The sequence below is a fragment of the Aeromicrobium sp. YIM 150415 genome, assembly GCF_016918125.1.
Classification (GTDB): domain Bacteria; phylum Actinomycetota; class Actinomycetes; order Propionibacteriales; family Nocardioidaceae; genus Aeromicrobium; species Aeromicrobium piscarium.
Genome location: NZ_JAERWM010000010.1, coordinates 363445 through 384527, shown reverse-complemented (window position 1 = coordinate 384527; position 21083 = coordinate 363445). Strand labels below are relative to the sequence as shown.

Annotated in this window: 17 protein-coding genes; 8 read left to right on the top strand and 9 right to left on the bottom strand. The window is 68.0% G+C overall.

The window, feature by feature from the left end; translation table 11 throughout:
* Positions 1–424: 424 nt before the first annotated feature.
* The 6 genes from proB to JL108_RS07545 form a co-directional block, all read right to left on the bottom strand.
* Positions 425–1510, bottom strand: coding sequence for a glutamate 5-kinase (gene proB, locus JL108_RS07570; protein WP_205197698.1), 1086 nt, complete (start codon positions 1508–1510; stop codon positions 425–427).
* 58 nt (positions 1511–1568) lie between these two features.
* Positions 1569–3122 carry a GTPase ObgE gene (obgE, locus tag JL108_RS07565; protein ID WP_205197697.1) on the bottom strand — a complete coding sequence of 518 codons (1554 nt, stop codon included), beginning with the start codon at positions 3120–3122 and terminating at the stop codon, positions 1569–1571.
* Positions 3123–3207: 85 nt separating this feature from the next.
* A complete protein-coding gene (gene rpmA / locus JL108_RS07560; RefSeq protein WP_205197696.1) occupies positions 3208–3462 on the bottom strand; it encodes a 50S ribosomal protein L27 in 255 nt (84 codons plus the stop codon).
* A gap of 12 nt (positions 3463–3474) precedes the next feature.
* On the bottom strand, positions 3475–3783 hold the full coding sequence (gene rplU, locus JL108_RS07555; RefSeq protein ID WP_143912908.1) for a 50S ribosomal protein L21: 309 nt from the start codon (positions 3781–3783) through the stop codon (positions 3475–3477).
* An 81-nt stretch (positions 3784–3864) separates the two neighbouring features.
* Positions 3865–6672 (bottom strand): Rne/Rng family ribonuclease, encoded by a 2808-nt coding sequence (locus tag JL108_RS07550; RefSeq protein ID WP_205197695.1) that lies wholly within the window; start codon positions 6670–6672, stop codon positions 3865–3867.
* A 162-nt stretch (positions 6673–6834) separates the two neighbouring features.
* The gene (locus tag JL108_RS07545) at positions 6835–7611 is read right to left on the bottom strand and encodes a TIGR03936 family radical SAM-associated protein (protein WP_205197694.1); all 777 of its coding nucleotides are present in this window, start codon (positions 7609–7611) and stop codon (positions 6835–6837) included.
* Between the two features lie 153 nt (positions 7612–7764).
* Between JL108_RS07545 and JL108_RS07540 the strand changes: the two genes are divergently transcribed.
* Complete coding sequence (locus tag JL108_RS07540) at positions 7765–8943, top strand: CynX/NimT family MFS transporter (RefSeq protein WP_205197693.1); 1179 nt, start codon at positions 7765–7767, stop codon at positions 8941–8943.
* Between the two features lie 112 nt (positions 8944–9055).
* On the opposite strand, the gene JL108_RS07535 is transcribed toward JL108_RS07540, so the two are convergent.
* The gene (locus JL108_RS07535) at positions 9056–10987 is read right to left on the bottom strand and encodes a TIGR03960 family B12-binding radical SAM protein (RefSeq protein ID WP_205197692.1); all 1932 of its coding nucleotides are present in this window, start codon (positions 10985–10987) and stop codon (positions 9056–9058) included.
* A 207-nt stretch (positions 10988–11194) separates the two neighbouring features.
* On the opposite strand from JL108_RS07535, the gene JL108_RS07530 reads away from it, so the two are divergent.
* Together JL108_RS07530 and JL108_RS07525 are read left to right on the top strand one after the other, a co-directional pair.
* Entirely contained in the window at positions 11195–11824 is a 630-nt protein-coding gene (locus JL108_RS07530) for a hypothetical protein (RefSeq protein WP_205197691.1), read from the top strand.
* Positions 11825–12178: 354 nt separating this feature from the next.
* Positions 12179–13201 carry a hypothetical protein gene (locus tag JL108_RS07525; RefSeq protein ID WP_205197690.1) on the top strand — a complete coding sequence of 341 codons (1023 nt, stop codon included), beginning with the start codon at positions 12179–12181 and terminating at the stop codon, positions 13199–13201.
* A 57-nt stretch (positions 13202–13258) separates the two neighbouring features.
* On the opposite strand, the gene ndk is transcribed toward JL108_RS07525, so the two are convergent.
* A complete protein-coding gene (gene ndk, locus JL108_RS07520) occupies positions 13259–13666 on the bottom strand; it encodes a nucleoside-diphosphate kinase (protein WP_143912915.1) in 408 nt (135 codons plus the stop codon).
* 55 nt (positions 13667–13721) lie between these two features.
* Positions 13722–14858 carry a serine hydrolase domain-containing protein gene (locus JL108_RS07515; protein ID WP_205197689.1) on the bottom strand — a complete coding sequence of 379 codons (1137 nt, stop codon included), beginning with the start codon at positions 14856–14858 and terminating at the stop codon, positions 13722–13724.
* 136 nt (positions 14859–14994) lie between these two features.
* On the opposite strand from JL108_RS07515, the gene JL108_RS07510 reads away from it, so the two are divergent.
* From JL108_RS07510 to JL108_RS07490, 5 genes are all read left to right on the top strand, one after another.
* Positions 14995–16683 (top strand): glycoside hydrolase family 13 protein, encoded by a 1689-nt coding sequence (locus JL108_RS07510; RefSeq protein WP_205197688.1) that lies wholly within the window; start codon positions 14995–14997, stop codon positions 16681–16683.
* A 117-nt stretch (positions 16684–16800) separates the two neighbouring features.
* Complete coding sequence (locus JL108_RS07505) at positions 16801–18120, top strand: extracellular solute-binding protein (protein WP_205197687.1); 1320 nt, start codon at positions 16801–16803, stop codon at positions 18118–18120.
* On the top strand, positions 18117–19049 hold the full coding sequence (locus tag JL108_RS19830) for a carbohydrate ABC transporter permease (protein WP_205197686.1): 933 nt from the start codon (positions 18117–18119) through the stop codon (positions 19047–19049). Before JL108_RS07505 ends, JL108_RS19830 begins: the two co-directional genes overlap by 4 nt.
* Before the next feature lie 5 nt (positions 19050–19054).
* The gene (locus JL108_RS07495; RefSeq protein ID WP_205197685.1) at positions 19055–19900 is read left to right on the top strand and encodes a carbohydrate ABC transporter permease; all 846 of its coding nucleotides are present in this window, start codon (positions 19055–19057) and stop codon (positions 19898–19900) included.
* Between the two features lie 4 nt (positions 19901–19904).
* Entirely contained in the window at positions 19905–21062 is a 1158-nt protein-coding gene (locus JL108_RS07490; protein WP_205197684.1) for an ABC transporter ATP-binding protein, read from the top strand.
* Positions 21063–21083 lie beyond the last annotated feature (21 nt).

The following is a 21083-nucleotide window of genomic DNA, read 5'->3' as shown; positions in this document are numbered from 1 at the left end:
AAACTGGCAGTAAACTGTCTCGGAATCGAGACACCCCACACGAATGCAGGATGCCTAATTAATTCAAAAAATCGTCGACTAAATGACACACTGTTGAGTTATCAAACATCAGACGCACACCAACGACCGGCCTTCATTCGAAGGCTGTCGAAAGCAGCTTGTCTATCCTAGACCATCATATCCAGCGAACCAAATCGCCTTCTTGTGATCGCACCCCCCGTTGTCAGCGGCTAGTTTCCGGACCCCCACAGGGCTCCTGGCGTTAACCGTTTCGGTTGAGGTGGTTCTGAGGCCGAGCCCCCGGCCTTTCGGCCTTGCGCTCCGTCGCTCTCAGCAACAAGAAGAACATTACACACCCCCTCCAAGGCCCTCGACAGGGGGGTACCCCCTTTGCCGAAATGCCTTGGAACCGCAGTTCGATCAGCTAGAGGACCACGAGATCGTCCCGGTGGACGACCTCGCGCTCGTACTCCGGACCGAGAGCCGCGGCGAGGTCACGGGACGAGCGACCGACCATCGCGGGAAGCTCCGTCGCGTCGAAGTTGACCAGCCCCCGGGCCACGACGGTGCCGCCGAGCCCCACCAGGTCGACCGGGTCGCCCGCGCTGAACGTGCCCTCGACGCCGCTCACCCCCGCGGCCAGCAACGAGGCCTTGCCCTGGGTGATCGCGCGGACCGCACCGTCATCGAGCACCAGGCTGCCCTTGGTCTCGCTCGCGTGGGCCAGCCACAGGAGCCGGGCCGGCCGACGCTTGCCGGTCGGCTCGAACCGTGTACCCACCGGTTCGTCGGCCAGCGCCTCGTGTGCCTGGGCGGCATTCGTCAAAAGGACCGGGACACCGGCCGCCGTCGCGATCCTCGCGGCCTCGATCTTGGTGACCATGCCGCCGGTGCCGACCGCGGACCCCACCCGCGTCACGTCGACCTCGACCAGATCGTCTTCGCCACTCACGCGCTCGATCCGCACCGAATCGGGTAGCGACGGATGTCCCGTGTAGAGCGCGTCGACATCCGACAGCAGCACCAGACGATCGGCGTGGACCAGGTGCGCGACCAGCGCGGCCAGCCGGTCGTTGTCACCGAAGCGGATCTCCGATGTGGCGACGGTGTCGTTCTCGTTGACCACGGGGACGATGCCGAGCTCGAGCAGCTTGGCGAAGGTCTGATGGGCATTGCGGTAATGGCTCCGGCGGGTGACGTCGTCGATCGTCAACAGCACCTGGCCGACTCGCAGCCCGTGTTCGGCGAAGCTGCGCGCGTAGAACTCCAGCAGAGCGCCCTGGCCCACGCTGGCCGCCGCCTGCTGCGTCGCCAGGTCGCGGGGACGTGCCCCCAACCCGAGCGGGCCGAGCCCGGCGGCGATCGCCCCCGAGCTCACCAGCACGACCTCGTCGCCGCGGCCCCGCGCCTCCGCGAGGGCGTCGACCAGCGGACCGATCGCGGCGGGATCGAGATGGCCGTCGTCCGTGGTCAAGGACGAGGACCCGACCTTGACGACGACACGGCTCATGCCGGCACCGCCTCACCGATAACCCGCCGGCGCGAGGACGCGCCCATCGTCCGCTCGCTCACGACGACTGCTCCTCGTCGAGGTCGTACTCCTCATCCGCCGACCACATCAGGTCGTCGTCCAGCTGAGGCTTCGGCGGAGGCTGCTCACCTCGTTCACGCGCCGCTCGCGCCTCGATCTCCCAGGCTCGTTTGGCAGCGAGCTGATCGCGACGTTGCTTGTTGGTGCGGCGCGTGCTCGGGTCGATCCGCAGATCCTCGCCCCGCCGGCCGAGCACCTCGGCACCTGCGGAGATCGTGGGATCGAAATCGAAGACGACCGCATCGTCGACATCGCCGATGACGACATCGTCGCCGGGCTCGGCCCCGCGGGCGAGCAGCTCGTCCTCGACGCCGAGCCGATTGAGTCGATCGGCCAGGAAGCCGACCGCCTCGTCATTGGAGAAGTCGGTCTGCCGGACCCAACGCGTCGGCTTTTCGCCGTGCACGAACCACTGGCCGCCCTGCTCCACGATCGTGAAGTCGCGATCGACGCCCTGCGGCGAGGGCGGACGCAGCACGATGCGGGTCGCCTCCACGGCGGGTGCAGCCGCTCTGCGTGCCTGCACGATCTCGGCCATCGCGAAGGACAGCTCCTTGAGTCCCGCTCGACTGGCCGCGGAGATCTCGAACACGTCTAGGTCGCGTGCCTCCAGGTCAGCGCGCACGAACTCCGCGATCTGCTGCGCATCGGGCACGTCGACCTTGTTCAGGGCCACCAGCCGCGGCCGGTCCGACAGATCCACCCCGGCGAGCTCGCCGTACCGGGCGAGCTCGTTCTCGATCACGTCGAGATCGGTCAGCGGATCGCGGCCGGGCTCGACCGTGGCGCAGTCGATGACATGCACGAGCGCGGCACAGCGCTCGACATGCCGCAGGAAGTCATGTCCGAGACCGCGGCCGTCGCTGGCTCCCTCGATCAGCCCCGGCACATCGGCGACCGTGAAGGTCGTCGAGCCTGCTCGCACGACACCGAGGTTGGGCACCAGCGTGGTGAACGGATAGTCCGCGATCTTGGGACGCGCGCGCGACAGCGCGGCGATGAGACTCGACTTGCCGGCCGAGGGGAAGCCGATCAGTCCGATATCGGCCACGACCTTGAGCTCGAGCCGCACCGTGCGCTGCTCCCCCGGCTCGCCCTTGAGGGCGAAGCCGGGCGCCTTGCGCTTGGACGACGCGAGGGCGGCATTGCCCAGCCCGCCGCGCCCACCGGCCGCGATGACCAGCTCCGTCCCGGCGCCGACGAGATCGGCGATGACCTCGCCCTCCTCGTCGCGGACGACCGTGCCATCGGGAACCGACAGCACCAGGTCCTCGCCGTTGGCGCCGCTGCGGTTCGAGCCGGCACCCGGTGCGCCGTTGGTGGCCCGGCGGTGCGGCTCATGGTGATAGTCGATCAAGGTCGTGACATCGGGGTCGACACGGATCACGACATCGCCGCCATGACCGCCGTTGCCGCCATCGGGGCCACCGAGCGGCTTGAACTTCTCACGGTGCACCGAGGCGACGCCGTGACCACCGTTCCCGGCCTGGACGTGCAGCGTCACGTGGTCGACGAAGGTGGGGATGGCCATCGGAGTGCTCCTCAGCGGGTGATGAATGAGACAAGGGGCAGCCCGCGTGCGCGGACTACCCCTTGTCGACGTGAGTGGTGGACGGTCACTCCGCCGTCACGATGTTGACGACCTTGCGACCACGCCTGGTACCGAACTCGACCGCGCCGGCCGAGAGGGCGAACAGCGTGTCGTCGCCGCCACGGCCGACGTTGACGCCGGGGTGGAAGTGGGTGCCGCGCTGCCGGACGATGATCTCGCCGGCGTTGACCTGCTGGCCGCCGAAGCGCTTCACGCCGAGGCGTTGCGCATTGGAGTCGCGGCCGTTCTTGGTGGACGAAACGCCCTTCTTGGATGCCATGTCGCGAGCCCCTTACTTCTCGATACCGGTGATCTTGACCTGGGTGTACTTCTGACGGTGCCCCTGGCGCTTCTTGTAACCGGTCTTGTTCTTGTACTTCTGGATGACGATCTTGGGGCCCTTGGTGGCACCGAGCACCTCGGCGTTCACCGTGACCTTGGCGAGCGCGTCGGCAGCCGACGTCACATCGTCGCCGTCGACCAGCAGCACTGCGGGGAGCGTGACGCTGTCACCCTCAGTCGCTTGGACCTTGTCGATCTCGATGACGTCGCCGACCGCGACCTTGGCCTGGCCGCCGCCATTGCGCACGATTGCGTACACCACGGAATCCTCACTCAAATGTCTGTCTGGGGTGCGCGAGACGCGCACGGACCGGCGCGCATGGCGCACCGACTGTCTAGTTTACTGACCCGATCCATCCTCGGTCAAAACGGGTCCTGATTCGGCCGGTTCCGTGGGCGGAACCACCGGGTCTGGGGCGGATGCCGGCCGAGTGGCCGCGCGTCGCCGGGTCGTGCTCTTGACGACCGGCTTGGCCGGTGGCGCGGGCGCGACGGGCGGCGTGGCCGCCTCCTCGGCGGCCTGCTGGACATCCTCGGCCACCTGCTCGGCGTCCTCGGTCTTCGGCTCGTCCAGCGGCAGCTGCTCGGCCTTGGGGCGCGCCGCCGAACGGCGACCACGGGCCCGGGTCGTCGAACCGCCAGCGGCCGGGGCAGGCTCCTCCGCCGGTGCGGCGGGCTCGTCGGCGGGGCCAGCGGCCTCCACCGGCGCGGCCGGCTCCGGCGCGGCGTCGGCCGGAGCCGACTTCTTGGCCCTGCTCCTGGCGGCGCTCTTCTTGCGCGGTGCCGGGCGGTCCTCGGCCTCGGCGGAGGTGGACTCCTGCGGCGCCTCGGCGGCGCTCTCGTCCTTCACCGCCTCGGGCACGGTGTCCGGCTGGGTCTGTGTGGTGTTCTCGCCCGAACCGCCGCGCTGCTTGCCCTTGCCGCCGCGCTTGTTCTGCTGCGAGGTCTCCGCCGGAGCATCCTCGTCGCGCTTGGGCGCGGAGTCGTCCTGGCCCTTGGAGCCGCCGTTCTGCTTGCCCGCGTCCTGCTGGCTGCCCTCGGACTGATCACCGTTGCCGTTGCCACGGCCCTTGCCCCCGCGGTTGCCGCGACGGCGCCGCGCGTCGTCCTTCTTGGCCTCGACCGGCTCGTCGGCGATCACGACGCCGCGGCCCTTGCAGTGCTCGCACTCGTGGCTGAACGACTCGAGCAGACCCGTGCCGATGCGCTTGCGCGTCATCTGCACCAGACCGAGCGACGTGACCTCGGCGACCTGGTGGCGCGTACGGTCACGGCCCAGGCACTCCACGAGCCGGCGCAGAACCAGGTCGCGGTTGCTCTCCAGGACCATGTCGATGAAGTCGACGACGATGATGCCGCCGATATCGCGCAACCGGAGCTGGCGGACGATCTCCTCGGCCGCCTCCAGGTTGTTCTTGGTGACCGTCTCCTCGAGGTTTCCGCCCGAGCCGGTGAACTTGCCGGTGTTGACGTCGACGACGGTCATCGCCTCGGTGCGGTCGATGACGAGGGAGCCGCCCGAGGGCAGGTGCACCTTGCGGTCCAGCGCCTTGTGGATCTGCTCGTCGAGGCGGTACTCGCTGAAGACGTCGTTGTCCCGGGTCCAGCGCTCGAGCCGGTCCTCCAGGTCGGGTGCCACGTGGTCGACATAGCCGTGCACCATGTCCCAGGCGTCGTCGCCCTGGACGACGAGCTTGGCGAAGTCCTCGTTGAACAGGTCGCGGACGACCTTGATCATCAGATCGGGCTCGGAGTACAGCAGCGTGGGTGCCGAGCCGCCGCCCTGGGACTTGCGCTCGATGTCCTCCCAGCGCGCACTCAGTGCCTGCACGTCACGCGTCAGCTGGTCCTCGGTCGCGCCCTCGGCGGCCGTGCGCACGATGACGCTCGCGTTCTCGGGCAGGACCTCCTTGAGCAGGCCCTTCAGCCGCGAGCGCTCCGCATCGGGAAGCTTGCGGCTGATGCCGTTGCTGCCGCCGCCGGGCACGTAGACCAGGAAGCGTCCGGCGAGACTGATCTGGCTGGTCAGCCGGGCGCCCTTCTGGCCGATCGGGTCCTTGGTGACCTGCACGAGCACCGTCTGACCGGGCTGGAGGGCGTCCTCGATCTTGCGCTGCTTGCCGTTCTCGACGCCCGACCAGTCGACCTCGCCGGCGTAGATCACCGCATTGCGGCCCGCTCCGATGTCGACGAAGGCGGCCTCCATGCTCGGCAGCACGTTCTGCACGCGGCCGAGGTAGACATTGCCGATGATCGAGACCTGCGACTCGCGCGCCACATAGTGCTCCACCAGGACGCGGTCCTCGAGGACGGCGATCTGGGTGTAGTCCTCGCGCTGACGCACCACCATCTCGCGGGTGACCGACTCACGGCGGGCGAGGAACTCCGCCTCGGAGACGATCGGCGCGCGGCGCCGTCCGGCCTCACGGCCCTCGCGGCGGCGCTGCTTCTTGGCCTCCAGGCGGGTGGACCCGGTGACTCCCGTGATCTCGTCCTCGGCGCTGCGACCCTCACGCACCTTGACCACCGTGTTCTCCGGGTCATCGGGCGACTTGTCGGCGCCCTCACCCGCGCGAGCACGGCGGCGGCGACGGCGGCTGCCCGAGCCGTTGTCATTGCCGTTGTCGTCATCGGCATCATCGGACGAGTCGGCGCCGTCATCGGACGCCTCGGTCTCGTCGCTCGTGTCCTCGGAGTCGTCGCCGCCCTTGCGGCGCCGGCGGCCCCCGCGACTGCGACGACGGCGCTTGGGCTGCTCGTCGTCAGAGTCGTCATCATCGTCATCGGTGTCCTCATCGGAGGACTGGGGCTCGGGAGCCGGCTTCGGCTTGGGTGGGGCGAGCTCGGCCGGCGGGGCCTGGAACATCGCCGCCGTCGCGGCCGCCTTGCCGGCACCGGCCTCCGGAGCAGCCGGTCGTTCCGGCGCAGCGTCCTCCGGCTCCGGCCGCGGAGCGGGCTCCGGGGCGCTCTGCGCGGAAGGAGCCGCGAAGATATCGGTGCTCAGCGCCGAGGGCGGGCCGGCCGCCCGTCCAGCCGCTCGGCGCCGGGTACTGGTGGAACCAGGCGCCTCACCGCTCGTCTCCTGCTCCGGAGTCTGTTCATCCGGCGTCTGGGGCGCGGTCGAAGTGTCGTTGTCATCGTCGAGCATGTGCTCTCCTTCGCCCGGATACGCCATGCGTGCCCCGGGCCTGGGGTCAACGGTCCGCCAAGGACCGACAAGTCTGTCGAGATCCCGGTGCGCGAGCACCGAGGAACGCCGTCCGGCCTGTCACGATGACGACCATCTCGGCCCGCCGCGGTCGGCTTCCGGTCAGGAAGCGTCGCGGTCGTGAGCGAGAGGATCGCCGACCGAGCCGGTCGTCGCATCGAGCGGGCCCTGGGCCAGGCGAGTCGCCACGGGTGTCAACCCGGTGCCCAGTCCACACTCGGAGCGCAGACCGACGAGTACGTCGTCCGGTCGCACGGACGGTGTGCCGTGCCGCACGACCAGATCCAGTATCGCACACGTCGCATCATCGGGATCGGCCTCAGTGGCCAACGCCACGATCGACGCGCGGATGTCGAAGGTCCGCGGGCCCTTCTTCATCATCCGCTCGACGAGAAGTTCATCGCGCGATAACAAGGTCTCGACCGGCCCCTCGACCTCGTCGGCCGACAGGCCGGGGAGCTGGATGCTCCACCTGCTCCCCTCGAGCCGATCGGCCAACGCACCGGGCGTGGCGACGACCACGTCCAGCACGTCCAAGCCATCGGGGAGCGCCTCATCGAGCCGGTCGCCCACCTCACGTGGATCGAGCGGACGAGTCACCCCGATCTCGAGGTACTCCGCCTCGCTCGCTGCCCCCGTGGGCGAGGCGCCCGCGTACGAGATCTTGGGATGCGGGGTGAAACCCGAGCTGTAGCCGATCGGAAGACCCGCGCGCCGCACCGCTCGTTCGAAGGCGCGGCCGAAGTCACGGTGGCTGGTGAAGCGCAGACGGCCGCGTTTGGCATAGCGGATGCGGAGCTTCTGCACGATCGGCAGCTGTGGGTTGGGGGCCTCGGGATTGGGCGTTCCCTGCAACGTGGTGCTGCCGTCCTCGCTCATGCCGGCACCGCCCAAAAAGAGCCACGGTAGGCCGAAGCCGACATGAGAAGCCCCATCGGTCGCTCGCTGCGCTCGCTCATGCCGCCAGCCTAACGATCGAGGCGACAGACCCCGCTCGCCCCGCAGCCGAACGCAAGGAGTTCAATGGCATCGATGTCCACCTCCCGCGGCCGCGTCCTCGTCGGCGCCTCCATCATCCTGCTCGCCCTGAATCTGCGCGTCGCCGTCGGCAGCGTCGGCGTGGTCATGAGCTCGCTGCAGGAGGATCTCGGGCTCTCTCCCACCGCGGCCGGTCTGCTGACCACGCTGCCGATGGTCTGTTTCGCGGTCTTCGGCTTGGCGACCGACAGCATCGTCCGCCGGATCGGTCTGCACCGGACCGTGGTCCTCGCCCTCATCGCGATCACCATCGGACTCGCCCTGCGAGCCTTCGCCGACGGGCCGGCGCTGTTCTTCGCGATGTCCTTCCTCGCGCTCTCCGGCGCGGCCCTCGGCAATGTGTCCCTCCCGCCGCTGGTGAAGGTCCACTTCCCGGACCGCATCGCGCTGATGAGCGCCCTCTTCGGAGCGGCGCTCATGGGCAGCGGCACCATCTCGTCCTTGGTGTCCGTTCCGGTCTCCCAAGGCCCCGGTGGCTGGCGCCTGGCGGTCGGCATGTGGGCGGGGCTCGCCGTGATCACCTTGCTGCCTTGGCTCCGCCTCATCGGCCACGATGTCAAGACCAAGATCGGGGGCGCCGGCGGCCTTCCGGCCTCCGCGGTGATCCGGTCACCGCTCACCTGGGCGATGCTGCTGTGCTTCGGCGCTCAGTCCGGTGGCGCCTATGCCCAGTTCGGGTGGTTCGCCCAGATCCTCGCGGACGGCGGGGTCGACACCACGACCGCGGGCCTGATGCTGAGCCTGTTGACCGCCGTGGGCATGCCGATGACGCTAGCGCTCCCCTGGCTGATCCGCCGCTGGGGCCAGACCCCGCTCCTGCCGTTGTGCTTCGGGGGCGTCACGACCATGGGCTGGCTCGGCGTCCTCGTGGCCCCCAGCCAAGTGCCCGCGGCGTGGGCGGTGCTGCTGGGCCTGGGCGGCGGTGCCTTCACCTGGGTGCTCGCGATGATCGGCTACCGCACGAGGACGGCGGCGGGAACGAGCACCCTGTCGGCGATGACCCAGGGCCCGGGATATCTCGTCGGCGCGATCTCCCCGTTCTTCACCGGCCTCCTCCACGACCTGACGGGCAGCTGGAATGCCTCGCTGATCATGCTGGCGTGTGCCGGTGTCATCATCGCCATCACGGGCACCTACATCGCGCGTTCGGGACCGCTCGAGTCGCGGATCTGAGCGCATCGCCTGCGGGCGCACCGATCACGATGCGTCGCGGCCGCTATGGCGACCGCCATGCATCATCATCGGTCCCCGATGGTGATGCCACCCTGACATCACGTACGCAGGCTCAGACGACCGAGAGCGGCAGAAGCTTCTGGCCAGTGGGGCCGATCTGGATGTCGAGGTCCATCTGGGGGCAGACGCCGCAGTCGAAGCACGGGGTCCAGCGGCAGTCCTCGACCTCGACGGCACCGTCGGGATCGATCGCGTCCTGCCAGTCCTCCCACAGCCACTCACGGTCGAGGCCCGAGTCCAGATGGTCCCACGGGAGCACCTCGTCGTAGTCGCGCTCGCGGGTGGTGAACCAGTCGAGGTCGACACCGAGCGGCACGAGCTGCTCGGCCGCCTTCTCCGCCCAGCGGTCATAGCTGAAGTGCTCGCTCCAGCCGTCGAAGCGGCCACCGTCGCGCCATACGGCCTCGATGACCCGTCCGACGCGGCGATCGCCGCGCGAGAGCAGTCCCTCGATCGTGCCGGGCTTGCCGTCGTGGTAGCGGAAGCCGATCGCGCGGCCGAAGCGCTTGTCGCTCTGTACCGACGCGCGCAGCTTGCGCAGCCGCTCGTCGGTGGTCTCGTGGTCGAGCTGCGAGGCCCATTGGAAGGGCGTGTGCGGCTTGGGCACGAAGCCGCCGATCGACACCGTGCAGCGGATGTCCTTGCGGCCCGACACCTCGCGCCCGGTCTCGATGACCCGTTTAGCGAGCTCGCCGATCTGCAGCACGTCGTCATCGGTCTCGGTCGGCAGACCGCACATGAAGTACAGCTTCACCTGACGCCAGCCGTGCGAGTAGGCGGCCGCCACGGTGCGGATGAGGTCCTCCTCGGACACCATCTTGTTGATGACCTTGCGCAGGCGCTCGCTGCCGCCCTCGGGGGCGAAGGTCAGACCCGAGCGGCGGCCTCCGCGGCTGAACTCGTTGGCGAGGGTGATGTTGAAGGCGTCGACACGCGTGGACGGCAGCGAGAGCGAGGTATTGGTGCCCTCGTAGCGGTCGCCGAGCTGCTGGGCGACATCGCCGATCTCCGAATGGTCGGCGCTCGACAGGCTGAGCAGGCCGACCTCCTCGAAGCCGGACTCCTTGAGCCCGTTGTCGACCATCTGGCCGATCGTCTGCAGGGACCGCTCGCGCACCGGACGGGTGATCATCCCGGCCTGACAGAAGCGACAGCCGCGCGTGCAGCCGCGGAAGATCTCCACGCTGAAGCGCTCGTGGACCGTCTCGGCCAGCGGCACGAGCGGCTTCTTCGGGTACGGCCAGTCGTCGAGGTCCATCAGGGTGTGCTTGGCGACCGTCCACGGGATGCCCTCGCGATTCGGGGCAGTCTTCTCGATACGTCCGTCGGGCAGATAGCCGACATCGTAGAACTTGGGGATGTAGACGCCTCCGGAAGCCGCGAGGCGGGCGAGCAGCTCGTCGCGTCCGCCGGGCCGGCCCTCGTCCTTCCACTCCCCGATGACCTCGCTGATGGCGAGCACGACCTCCTCACCGTCGCCGAGAACCGCGGCATCGACGAAGTCGGCGATCGGCTCGGGGTTGAAGGCGCTGTGCCCGCCGGCGAGGACGATCGGATCGTCCTCGGTGCGGTCGACCGCATGCAGCGGGATGCCCGCGAGATCGAGCGCCGTGAGCAGATTGGTGTAGCCGAGCTCCGTGGCGAAGCTGACGCCGAGGATGTCGAAGGCGGCGACCGGACGATGCGCGTCGACGGTGAACTGCGCGATGTCGTTCTCGCGCATGACCTTCTCCATGTCGGGCATCACGGCGTAGGTGCGCTCGGCCAGGATGTCGTCGCGCTCGTTGAGGACCTCGTAGAGGATCTGCACGCCCTGATTGGGCAGCCCGACCTCGTAGGCATCCGGGTACATGAGCGCCCAGCGGACGCGAGCGGAATCCCAGTCCTTGACGGTCGAGTTGAGCTCGCCGCCGATGTACTGGATGGGCTTGCTCACCGACGGCAGGAGGGGTTCCAGTCGTGGGAAGACAGACGCGACGGACATGCCTTCCAGGGTAGGCGGTGCCCCCACGGCGATGAAATCCCCGACCCCGCCGCTCCCCTCGCCCGCGGCGGTAGGCCATCACCCCTACGTCCGGGGGTGGCGGTAACCGGTCAACGTCATCGCACGGCAGTGAGGTTGACCAGCCACCGCTACGGGTCGGGCACGATGGGCTCCGGCGATGGATAACGTCGAGGCTAGGCTCGTTCCGTGAGACGACGCCAGCGCCCGCCCCAGCCGTTCGCCGTCAGCTACGTGCCCATCGCCGCCGACGGCTCGCTCGATCAATGCCTGACGATCACCAACAACACCGAGGTCTCGGTGATGCCGACCCTGCGCTTCCGTCCGCACAATATGTACGGCATGGAGCTCCCCCACGTGACCACACGGGGCGTCAACGGCTCGCACGCCGGATGCGCCGTCCTGCCGGCCGGCGGGTCGCTACGCGACATCCTGCGCTTCGACGGACAGGGGTCCGATCAAGTGCGTCACGTGCAGGTCGAGCTGACCGGCGCCGAGGAGATCGACCTCCCGGCATTGGAGCATGACGTCACGGCCGTGATGATCGACCTGGACCAGAAGGCCACCGCCGATCCGGACCAGTTCTGGGGCATCGGCATCGTCAACGCCAATCCCTTCGGCGTGACGCTGCGTATCTCACTGGTGGCTCTGGAGGAGCGGGTTCGCCGCGACCAGCCGCGTCAGGTCACCGAGGCCGTCACGCTGCAGGAGGACATCGACATGGCCTCGGAGTCGAACCACGTCGTCTGGCTGCCCGACGACGTGCGCGGTCAGTTCCACGATGTCGTCCACCACCTCGTACCGCCGACCTACGCCTGAGCGGGGCCGCACCGCCGCGATCGGGAATCGACGAAAGATGTGACTCGGCGGCAGTCCTGGCAACCGCGGTGTCACATCGTCCGTCGCCCAGCCGACGGAAGATGTGACTCGGTGGTCGTCCTGGCAACCGCAGAGTCACATCATCCGTCCATCACCTCCTCGCCCGGCCGAGGGAAACGAAAGATGTGACTCGACGGTCGTCCCGGCAACCGCAGAGTCACATCGTCCGTGGTGCATCGACGAAAGATATGACTCGACGGTTGCCCCAGCTACCGCGGTGTCACATCGTCCGTTATCCACAGCGCGTGAGGTAGGGGGATGGTCAGTTCGCGTTGCGGGCGAGAAGCTCTCGTCATGGAGACGGTGCTGCGGGCGAACGAGGCGAATCGACGCTGGGGGCGGGGGAAGGTCCGCCACCTCATCGACACGGGCCACTGGCAACGGCCGTGGCCCCGGGTCGTGGTGACGCACAACGGCCCGCTCAGTCGGCTCGAGACCATCGCCGTCGCCTGGCTCGCCGCGCCGCCGGGCTCGGTCGTCTCCGGCCTGACCGCTCTCGAACTGGACGGGCTCACCGGCTTCGACGACACGCGCATCTTCCTCACGCTTCCCCAAGGCCGACGACCGACGGCGCTGCCACCCACCGAGCTGCACTGGAGCACCTGCCTGGAGCCGGGCGTCGACGTCCATCTGGTGCGCGAGCCCCGGCGGACCACGTTCGCCCGCAGTCTGGTGGACGCGGCCAGTTGGAGTACGCATCAACGTCGCGTACGGGTGCTGGTGATCGCGGCATTCCAGCAGGGTCTGGTCAATGCCGACGCCGTGACAGAGGCCCTGGCGAGGCGCGGCACCTGCCGACACCGAGCGTTGATCATCGAATCCGTCCTCGACGCTCTCGGCGGCATCCAGTCATTACCGGAACGCGACTTCACCTGGATCTGGCGCGTCCTCGGCCTTCCCCGGCCCGCGCGCCAGCAGCGGGTCAAGGGCGCGGACGGCCGGTACTACCTCGACGTCTACTGGCGCGAACTCGATCTCGCCGTCGAGATCCACGGCGCGCCACATCGCGCGGTCGAGCGCTGGGATGCCGATGTGGTCCGCGGCAATGAGGTCGCGATCACCGGGAGCCGCGTACTGGTGTTCACCTCGTTCGCGATCCGGCACGATCGGGCCGTCGTCGCCGACCAACTGCTGCGCATGGCACGGCATTGCGGCTGGACCGGTCGGGCGCCGACGCGCGACGAGTTCCTGACCCTCGACGCCCTCGAGCGCCATTCCGCCGCCTGGCTCGAGGAGGTTCACGAAGGATGTGACTCGGTGGTCGCCATAACAACCGCGGAATCACATCCTCCATCCCGGCGCCGACGAAGGATGTGAGGTCGTGGTCGCCATAACAACCGCGGAGTCACATCCTCCGTCACCCGGGGCGCTAGATCAGAGGTTCGGGAACCAGAGGGCCATCTCGCGGGCCGCGGACTCCTCGGAGTCCGAGGCGTGAACGAGGTTCTCGCGATTCGACAACGACAGGTCGCCGCGCACGGTGCCCGGAGCCGCGACGCGGCCATCCGTCGCGCCGTTGAGCGCGCGCACCACGGAGATCGCCTCATCGCCCTCGAGCACGAGAGCCACCAGCGGGCCGGAGACCGCGAACTCGCGCAACGGCGGATACCAGGGCTGATCGACGTGCTCGGCGTAGTGCGTGTCGGCCAGCTGTGCGTCGATCGAACGCAGCTCCATCGCCACCAGAGTCAGCCCCTTGGCTTCGTACCGCGAGAGGACATCGCCCACCAGACCACGGCGGACCGCGTCGGGCTTGATGAGAACGAGGGTGCGCTGTGTCATGCCCCGAACCTATCGCCCGGCCAGCGAGTCCAGGAGATCGGACCCGCTGCGAGGGTCAGAGATCGGCCGCGAGAATCGCCTCGACATAGGCCGCCGACCGGTCCGATCCGATGATGCCCGGGGCCATCTTGTTCATCACATAGGAGACCGTCAGGCCGCGATCGAGGAACATCACCGTCAACGAGCCACCCCAGCCGCCCCAGAAGCACGTCCGCTCGTCGGGGATGTACGGCAAGGTATCGGGTTCGGGCAATGCGAACCCGATACCGAACCTGAGCGGCACCCCGAGCACCAAGTCGACATTGCGCGACTGCTCCTCGAAGATCCGGTCGATCGTCGATGGCGAGAGCAGCTCGACGCCGTCGACCGTCCCGCCCAAGGTGATCGCCGAGAACGTCCGGGCCAGCGCACGCGCGTTGGTGTGCCCGTTGAGCGCGCCCATGTCCGCCCGGCGCCAGGCCACGGTATTGGCGGCCGAGGCATCGGCGACGGGACCGGTGAAGGTCTTGACGACGGGAGAATCGGGATCCAGGCTCTCGAGGTCGAAGGGCAGCGGCGGTGGAGGCACGATCTCGGCGATGCGGTCGTCGTCCTCGGGCTGTGCCCCGATCTGCAGGTCCACCTCCAGAGGGGCGGCGATCTCCTCGGCGACGAACTGCTTGAGCATGCGGCCGTCGGTCCGCCGAATCACCTCGCCGAGCAGGTGGCCCTGATTGTTGGCGTGGTAACCCGAGGCGGTGCCCGGCTCCCACCAGGGCGCCTGCTCGGCGAGCCGCGAGGTCGCTGTGTCCCAGTCGTACATGTCGGTCACCACGAAGGGCTGCTCCCAGCCGGACACCCCCGAGGTGTGGGACATCAGCTGCCGGACCGTGACGGCGTCCTTACCGTTCTGCGCGAACTCCGGCCAGTACCGCGCGACCGGCGCATCGAGGTCGATCAGCCCGCGGTCCACGCACATGAGGACGGCCAGGGCGGTGATCTCCTTGGTCGTGGACCAGACGTTCACGATCGTGTCGCGCTCCCACGCGAGGGTCCGCGCGGCATCGCGGTGACCGCCCCAGAGATCGACGACGGTCTCGCCGTCCAGGTTCACCGCGATCGCGCCACCGAGCTCCTCTCCTGAGTCGAGATGCTCGGCGAAGACACGTCGCAGCTCCTCGAAGCGTTCGTCCTGGAATCCATCGACGGTCATGTGCATCCTCCCTCGGTGAACCGGCGCAAGTGTCGGAGGCAGTGATCCACATCACTGTCAGGAGGCAGACTAGCGATCCTCCACCCGAGGGCGCGATGGTTAATCTGGACATCTCTGACGTCGGCCGGAGGACCACATGAGCACCTTGCCCTGGTGGCGCGACGCGGTGATCTATCAGATCTACCCTCGTTCCTTCGCCGATGCGGACGGGGACGGGATCGGCGATCTTCCCGGCATCACCGCACGACTCGAGCATCTCCGCGACCTGGGCGTCGACGCCCTCTGGCTGTCCCCCTTCTACGTCTCGCCGCAGCACGACGCCGGCTACGACGTGGCGGACTTCCGCGATGTCGACCCGCTGTTCGGCACCCTCGCGGACTTCGACGTGCTGCTGGACCGGGCCCACCGGCTCGGATTGCGCGTCATCGTCGACCTCGTGCCCAACCATTCATCGAACGAGCATTCCTGGTTCCAGGCCGCACTCGCCGCTCCGCCCGGCAGCCCCGAGCGGGCGCGGTACGTCTTCCGCGACGGCCGAGGCGATCAAGGAGAGCAGCCACCCAACAACTGGGTCAGCAACTTCGGTGGTCCGGCCTGGACTCGCGTCACCGAACCCGACGGCCGGCCCGGTCAGTACTATCTGCATCTCTTCGACTCGTCTCAGCCGGACTTCGACTGGACGAATGACGAGGTGCGCGAGGAGTTCGAGAGCATCCTGCGGTTCTGGCTCGACCGCGGCGTCGACGGCTTCCGTGTGGACGTCGCGCACGGCCTGGTCAAAGCCCAGGGGCTGCCCGACGCGGATCTGTCGATCGACCCCCACGTCGACACCACGACGCTGCTGCCGATGTGGGACCAGCCCGGCGTCCACGACATCTATCGGCGCTGGCGGAGCATCGTCGACGACTACTCAGAGGATCTGGTGGATGTCTGGGGTGATGATGCCGACCGCGTGCTCTGCGCGGAGGCGTGGGTACAGCCCTCCGAGGCGCTCTCCCGCTACGTCCGCCCCGATGAGCTGCACCAGTCCTTCAACTTCGGCTATCTCATGACACCGTGGATCGCCGGGGAGCTGCGAGCCTCGATCGCGGACTCACTCGCCGCCACGGAGACGGTCGGCGCCCCGCAGACCTGGGTGCTGTCCAATCACGATGTCGTCCGGCATGCGTCGCGCTTCGGCTATCCCCAGCGGCCGGGACTGGCCCGGATGCCCGGTATCGGCGCCGACGACCCCCAGCCCGATGCCGAGCTGGGATTACGGCGCGCACGGGCCGCGACGGCCCTCATGCTCGCGTTGCCCGGCTCGGCTTACCTGTATCAGGGCGAGGAGCTCGGCCTCCCCGAGGCGACCCGTCTGCCCGACGATGCTCGTCAGGACCCCACCTGGGAACGGTCCGCGCACACCGACCGCGGCCGCGACGGCTGCCGCGTCCCCCTCCCCTGGTCGGCGGACGACCCCTCCTTCGGCTTCGGGCCGAGCGCCCTGTCCTGGCTGCCCCAACCCGATGAGCTCGGCTCCCTCGCCGTCGATCGACAGGACGGCACCGAGGGGTCGACGCTGGAGCTGTACCGCAGGCTCCTGACACTGCGCCGGAGCCGCGGGCTGGGTCGCGGCGAGCTCTCCTGGAGCGACGATCAGGACGGCGATGCCGTGGCCTTCCACATCAGATCCGGCGATCTCGACACGGTGGTCATCGCGAACCTCGGCCCGTCGACCCTCCCCCTGCCAGAACACCTCACGCCCCTCGTGTCCAGCGGTCCGCTCGACGGCCAAGGGCTCCCTCCCGACACGACCGTCTGGTTGCGCCACCTCCACCGCCCCTGAGGAGTTGCGGCTCCCTGAGTTCTCTCCTAAGTTGAGAATCCGCTGTGGCGTCAGTCACAGGATCACCGGCGACGGGTTCACGGACGACCTAAGGGGCGATTCGATGGGACGCAGGACATGAGGCGTACGGGCGCCGCACTCCGCCGAACGCTGGGCGCCGCGGCCTGCGCGACCCTGGCGGTGTCATTCCTCGCCGCCTGCGGCGGAGACAGCGGCAAGCCCACACTCAACTGGTACATCAACCCCGACGGCCAGGAGACCCTCACGCAGCTCGCCGAGGACTGCAGCACCGACGACTACGACATCGCGATCCAGCTGCTCCCGGCCAGCGCCACCGATCAGCGGACCCAGCTCGCCCGCCGGCTGGCCGCCGGAGACAGCTCCACCGATCTGATGAGCCTCGACCCGGTCTTCGTTCCCGAGTTCGCCAATGCCGATTGGCTCCTGACCTTCGAGGACGACCTCGCCGACCAGGCCCTCGACGACGTTCTCGACGGGCCGGCGGACATCGTCCAGTGGAACGACCAGGTCGTCGCCGTGCCGCAGTGGGCGAACACGCAGGTGCTCTGGTACCGCAAGTCGCTCGCCGAGGCCGCCGGACTCGATATGTCTCAACCAGTCACCTGGGATCAGGTCATCGACGCCGCGGCCGACCAGGGCGGCACCGTCGGCGTGCAGGCCAACCGCTACGAGGCCTATGTCGTCTGGATCAACGCGATGATCCAAGGTGCCGGGGGCAATATCCTCGACCCCGACACCGTGGAGGACGGGCGCGACGCCAAGGTCACCATCGACTCCCAAGCCGGCAAGGACGCGGCGGCCGTCATCCAGAAGCTCGTCGACTCCGGCGCGGCCCAACCCGACCTCAGTACCTCCAATGAGGGCACCAGCCTGGGCCGGATGTTCCCTGACGAGGGCCCCGGCTCGTTCATGGTCAACTGGACCTTCGTCTACTCCAACTACAAGGGACTCATCGGCCAGCCCGGCGGCCCCGCCGACGACGAGGCCTTCGAGGACCTCGGATGGGTCCGCTACCCGCAGACCGTCGAGGGCGAGGACTCCAAGCCTCCGATCGGCGGCATCGAGATCGGCGTCGGGGCCTACACCGAGCACCCGGACTTCGCCCGGGAGGCGGCGCTCTGCGTCGCCAGTCCCGAGGCTCAGACCGCCCTGGCGGTCAACGACGGCTTCGCGCCGACCCGCGAGTCCGTCTACGACTCCCCCGAGCTGGCAGAGGCCTTCCCCGCAGACCTCCTGGAACTCTTCCGGGACAGTATCGATGAGGCTGGACCACGGCCCAAGAGCGCCTTCTACAGTCAGATCTCCAATGCGATCCAGTCTCGCTGGCACCCGCCGTCGAGCGTCAATCCCGACACCACACCCGAGCGTTCCGCCGCCTTCTTGAAGGCGGTCCTGCGAGGGGAGGCTCTGCTGTGACCACCACCGCCGAAACCTCGACGAAGCCGAGACGCGAGGCTCGCACGTCGGACAAGTCCCGGGCCGAGAACCGCCTCGCGATCAAACTCGTCGCCCCGGCCATCGCCCTGATGCTGCTCGTCACGGCTTTCCCGATGCTGCGGGCGTTGTACCTCTCGATGTTCGACTACACGCTCACGGCACCGGACGACCGGACCTTCGTGGGCTTCCAGAACTACCTCACCGCGCTGAGCGACCAGCTGTTCTGGCGCGACACCGCCAACACCGTGTTCATCATGGTGGTCACGGTCTTCTTCGAGCTGGTGATCGGCTTCGCCTTCGCGATGGTGATGCACAAGCTGATCTTCGCCCGCGGCCTCGTGCGTACCTCGATCCTCATCCCCTACGGCATCATCACCGTCGTCTCGGGCTTCGCGTGGCAGTTCGCCTTCTCCAACACGAACGGCTTCGTCAACAACTGGATCCCGTTCATGAACACCGACTTCAACTGGTTCGGTGACTACTGGTCCGCGATGGCCGCGATCATGGTGTCGGAGATCTGGAAGACCACGCCCTTCATGGCCCTGCTGCTGCTCGCCGGACTGGCCCAGGTGCCCGAGGACATGCTCGAGGCGGCCAAGGTCGACGGCGCAAGCTGGTGGCAACGGCTGTGGCGGGTGATCCTGCCGAATATGCGGGCGGCGATCATGGTCGCCGTGCTCTTCCGCGCACTGGACGCCTACCGCATCTTCGACAACATCTTCGTCATGACCAACGGCGCCCAGGGAACCGAGTCGATCTCCTTCCTCACCTATCGCCAGGTGATCGAGCAGTTCCAGCTCGGGATCGGATCGGCGCTCTCGGTCCTGCTGTTCCTGTCGGTGCTGGTGGTCGCCTTCGGCATCGTCAAGCTCTTCCGCGTCGATCTGTCGGCAGCCAGGCAGGGGTGAGTACCATGCGCAACGACACACTCAGCCGTATCGGCACCGCCCTCGGGCTCGCCCTCATCCTCATCTGGTGCCTGCTGCCGGTGGCCTGGATCGTCTCGCTGTCCTTCAAGAGCCAGGAGGCGGTCACCAACGGCAGTCCGGGGTTCTTCCCCTCAGGCGGAGGGGGCGCCGGGTGGCAGAACTACGTGGACGTGGTGAAGGACGACCAGTTCCGCCAGGCCATCTTCAACTCCATCGGCATCTGCCTCATCGCCACCGCGCTCTCCGTCGTGATCGCGACGCTGACTGCATACGCGGTGGCCCGGCTGGAGTTCAAGGGCAAGAAGTTCGTCTTGACCACCGCGCTCGTGATCGCGATGTTCCCGGTGGTCTCCCTCGTCGGTCCGCTGTTCGACATGTGGCGCACGTTCGGGATCTACGACACCTGGGCCGGCCTGATCATCCCCTATATGTCGTTCACGCTGCCGCTGGCGATCTGGACTCTCTCGGCCTTCTTCCGCGAGATCCCCTGGGAGATGGAGCAGGCCGCGCAGGTCGACGGCGCCACCGCCTGGCAGGCCTTCCGGCGGGTCATCGTCCCGCTGGCCGCACCCGGCGTGTTCACCGCGGCGATCCTGACCTTCTTCTTCGCCTGGAACGACTTCGTCTTCGGTATCTCGCTGACCTCCACCGAGCGGGCTCGTCCCATCCCGGCGGCGTTGTCCTTCTTCGTCGGGGACGATCCGTTCAACCGGCCGGCATCGCTGCTGGCCGCCGGTGCCGTCGTCGCGACGGTGCCCATCGTCCTCCTGGTCCTGTTTTTCCAGCGCAAGATCGTCGCCGGTCTCACCGCCGGCGCAGTGAAGGGTTGAGCTCATGGCAGCCATCGAGATGAAGAACATCGTCAAGCAGTACGGAGACGGCTACCCGGCGGTCAACGACGTGAGCATCGACGTCGCGGACGGCGAGTTCGTCATCCTGGTCGGGCCCTCGGGCTGCGGCAAGTCGACACTGCTGCGGATGATCGTGGGGCTGGAGGACATCACCTCCGGCGACATGCTCATCGACGGCGAGCGGGTCAACGACCTCGCGCCCCGGGACCGCAATCTCGCGATGGTGTTCCAGAATTACGCCCTGTACCCGCACCTCACGGTCTACGAGAACATCGCCTTCCCACTACGCCTCGCCAAGCGCAGCAAGGAGGAGATCGACGAGAAGGTCCGCGAGGCCAGCCGCACGCTCGACCTCGACGAGCACCTGGAGCGCAAGCCCGCCAATCTCTCCGGCGGTCAGCGCCAGCGTGTCGCGATGGGGCGGGCGATCGTGCGCGATGCCAAGGCGTTCCTGTTCGACGAGCCGCTGTCGAACCTCGACGCCAAGCTGCGCGGCCAGATGCGCACCGAGATCTCGCGGCTGCAGAAGCGGCTCGGCATCACCACCGTCTATGTCACCCACGACCAGACCGAGGCCATGACGCTCGGCGACCGGGTCGCCGTGATGAAGAAGGGCGTCCTGCAACAGCTCGCCTCACCCCGCGAGCTCTACGAGCAGCCGGCCAATCTCTTCGTCGCCGGCTTCATCGGATCCCCGCCGATGAACTTCCTGCCCGCCACGGTCGAGAACGGCCAGATCACTCTGCCCTTCGGCACCTTCCCGCTGCCCGCGGACAAGGCCGAGCGCGCGGCCGGCAAGGGCCTGCTGATGGCGGGCATCCGGCCGGAGCACTTCGAGGACGCCACGGTGCAGGCCGATGTCGACGAGTCGCGTACCTTCACCGCGCACATCGATGTCCGCGAGTGGCTCGGCGATCAGCAATACGCGTACGTGCCGTATGACGCCGAGCAGGAGGTGCAGGACCAGTTGCGCGAGCTGGCCCGTGAGGGCGATGGCGACTCGCTGCGCACGCAGCTCGTCGTCTCGCTGGACTCGACGAGCCAGATCAGCGAGGACGACGAGGCGAAGCTGTCGATCGACACCGACAAGATCCACATCTTCGACCCCTCGACGGGAGAGAACCTCACCGTCGGCCTGTGAGGCGACCGCCGGTGGTCGAGT

Excerpts from the sequence above, each read along its gene's own strand:
- proB (WP_205197698.1), bottom strand. The coding sequence starts at position 1,510 with ATGAGCCGTGTCGTCGTCAAGGTCGGGTCCTCGTCCTTGACCACGGAC.
- obgE (WP_205197697.1), bottom strand. The coding sequence starts at position 3,122 with ATGGCCATCCCCACCTTCGTCGACCACGTGACGCTGCACGTCCAGGCC.
- rpmA (WP_205197696.1), bottom strand. The coding sequence starts at position 3,462 with ATGGCATCCAAGAAGGGCGTTTCGTCCACCAAGAACGGCCGCGACTCC.
- JL108_RS07550 (WP_205197695.1), bottom strand. The coding sequence starts at position 6,672 with ATGCTCGACGATGACAACGACACTTCGACCGCGCCCCAGACGCCGGAT.
- JL108_RS07545 (WP_205197694.1), bottom strand. The coding sequence starts at position 7,611 with ATGAGCGAGGACGGCAGCACCACGTTGCAGGGAACGCCCAATCCCGAG.
- JL108_RS07540 (WP_205197693.1), top strand. The coding sequence starts at position 7,765 with ATGTCCACCTCCCGCGGCCGCGTCCTCGTCGGCGCCTCCATCATCCTG.
- JL108_RS07535 (WP_205197692.1), bottom strand. The coding sequence starts at position 10,987 with ATGTCCGTCGCGTCTGTCTTCCCACGACTGGAACCCCTCCTGCCGTCG.
- JL108_RS07525 (WP_205197690.1), top strand. The coding sequence starts at position 12,179 with ATGGAGACGGTGCTGCGGGCGAACGAGGCGAATCGACGCTGGGGGCGG.
- ndk (WP_143912915.1), bottom strand. The coding sequence starts at position 13,666 with ATGACACAGCGCACCCTCGTTCTCATCAAGCCCGACGCGGTCCGCCGT.
- JL108_RS07515 (WP_205197689.1), bottom strand. The coding sequence starts at position 14,858 with ATGACCGTCGATGGATTCCAGGACGAACGCTTCGAGGAGCTGCGACGT.
- JL108_RS07510 (WP_205197688.1), top strand. The coding sequence starts at position 14,995 with ATGAGCACCTTGCCCTGGTGGCGCGACGCGGTGATCTATCAGATCTAC.
- JL108_RS07505 (WP_205197687.1), top strand. The coding sequence starts at position 16,801 with ATGAGGCGTACGGGCGCCGCACTCCGCCGAACGCTGGGCGCCGCGGCC.
- JL108_RS07495 (WP_205197685.1), top strand. The coding sequence starts at position 19,055 with ATGCGCAACGACACACTCAGCCGTATCGGCACCGCCCTCGGGCTCGCC.
- JL108_RS07490 (WP_205197684.1), top strand. The coding sequence starts at position 19,905 with ATGGCAGCCATCGAGATGAAGAACATCGTCAAGCAGTACGGAGACGGC.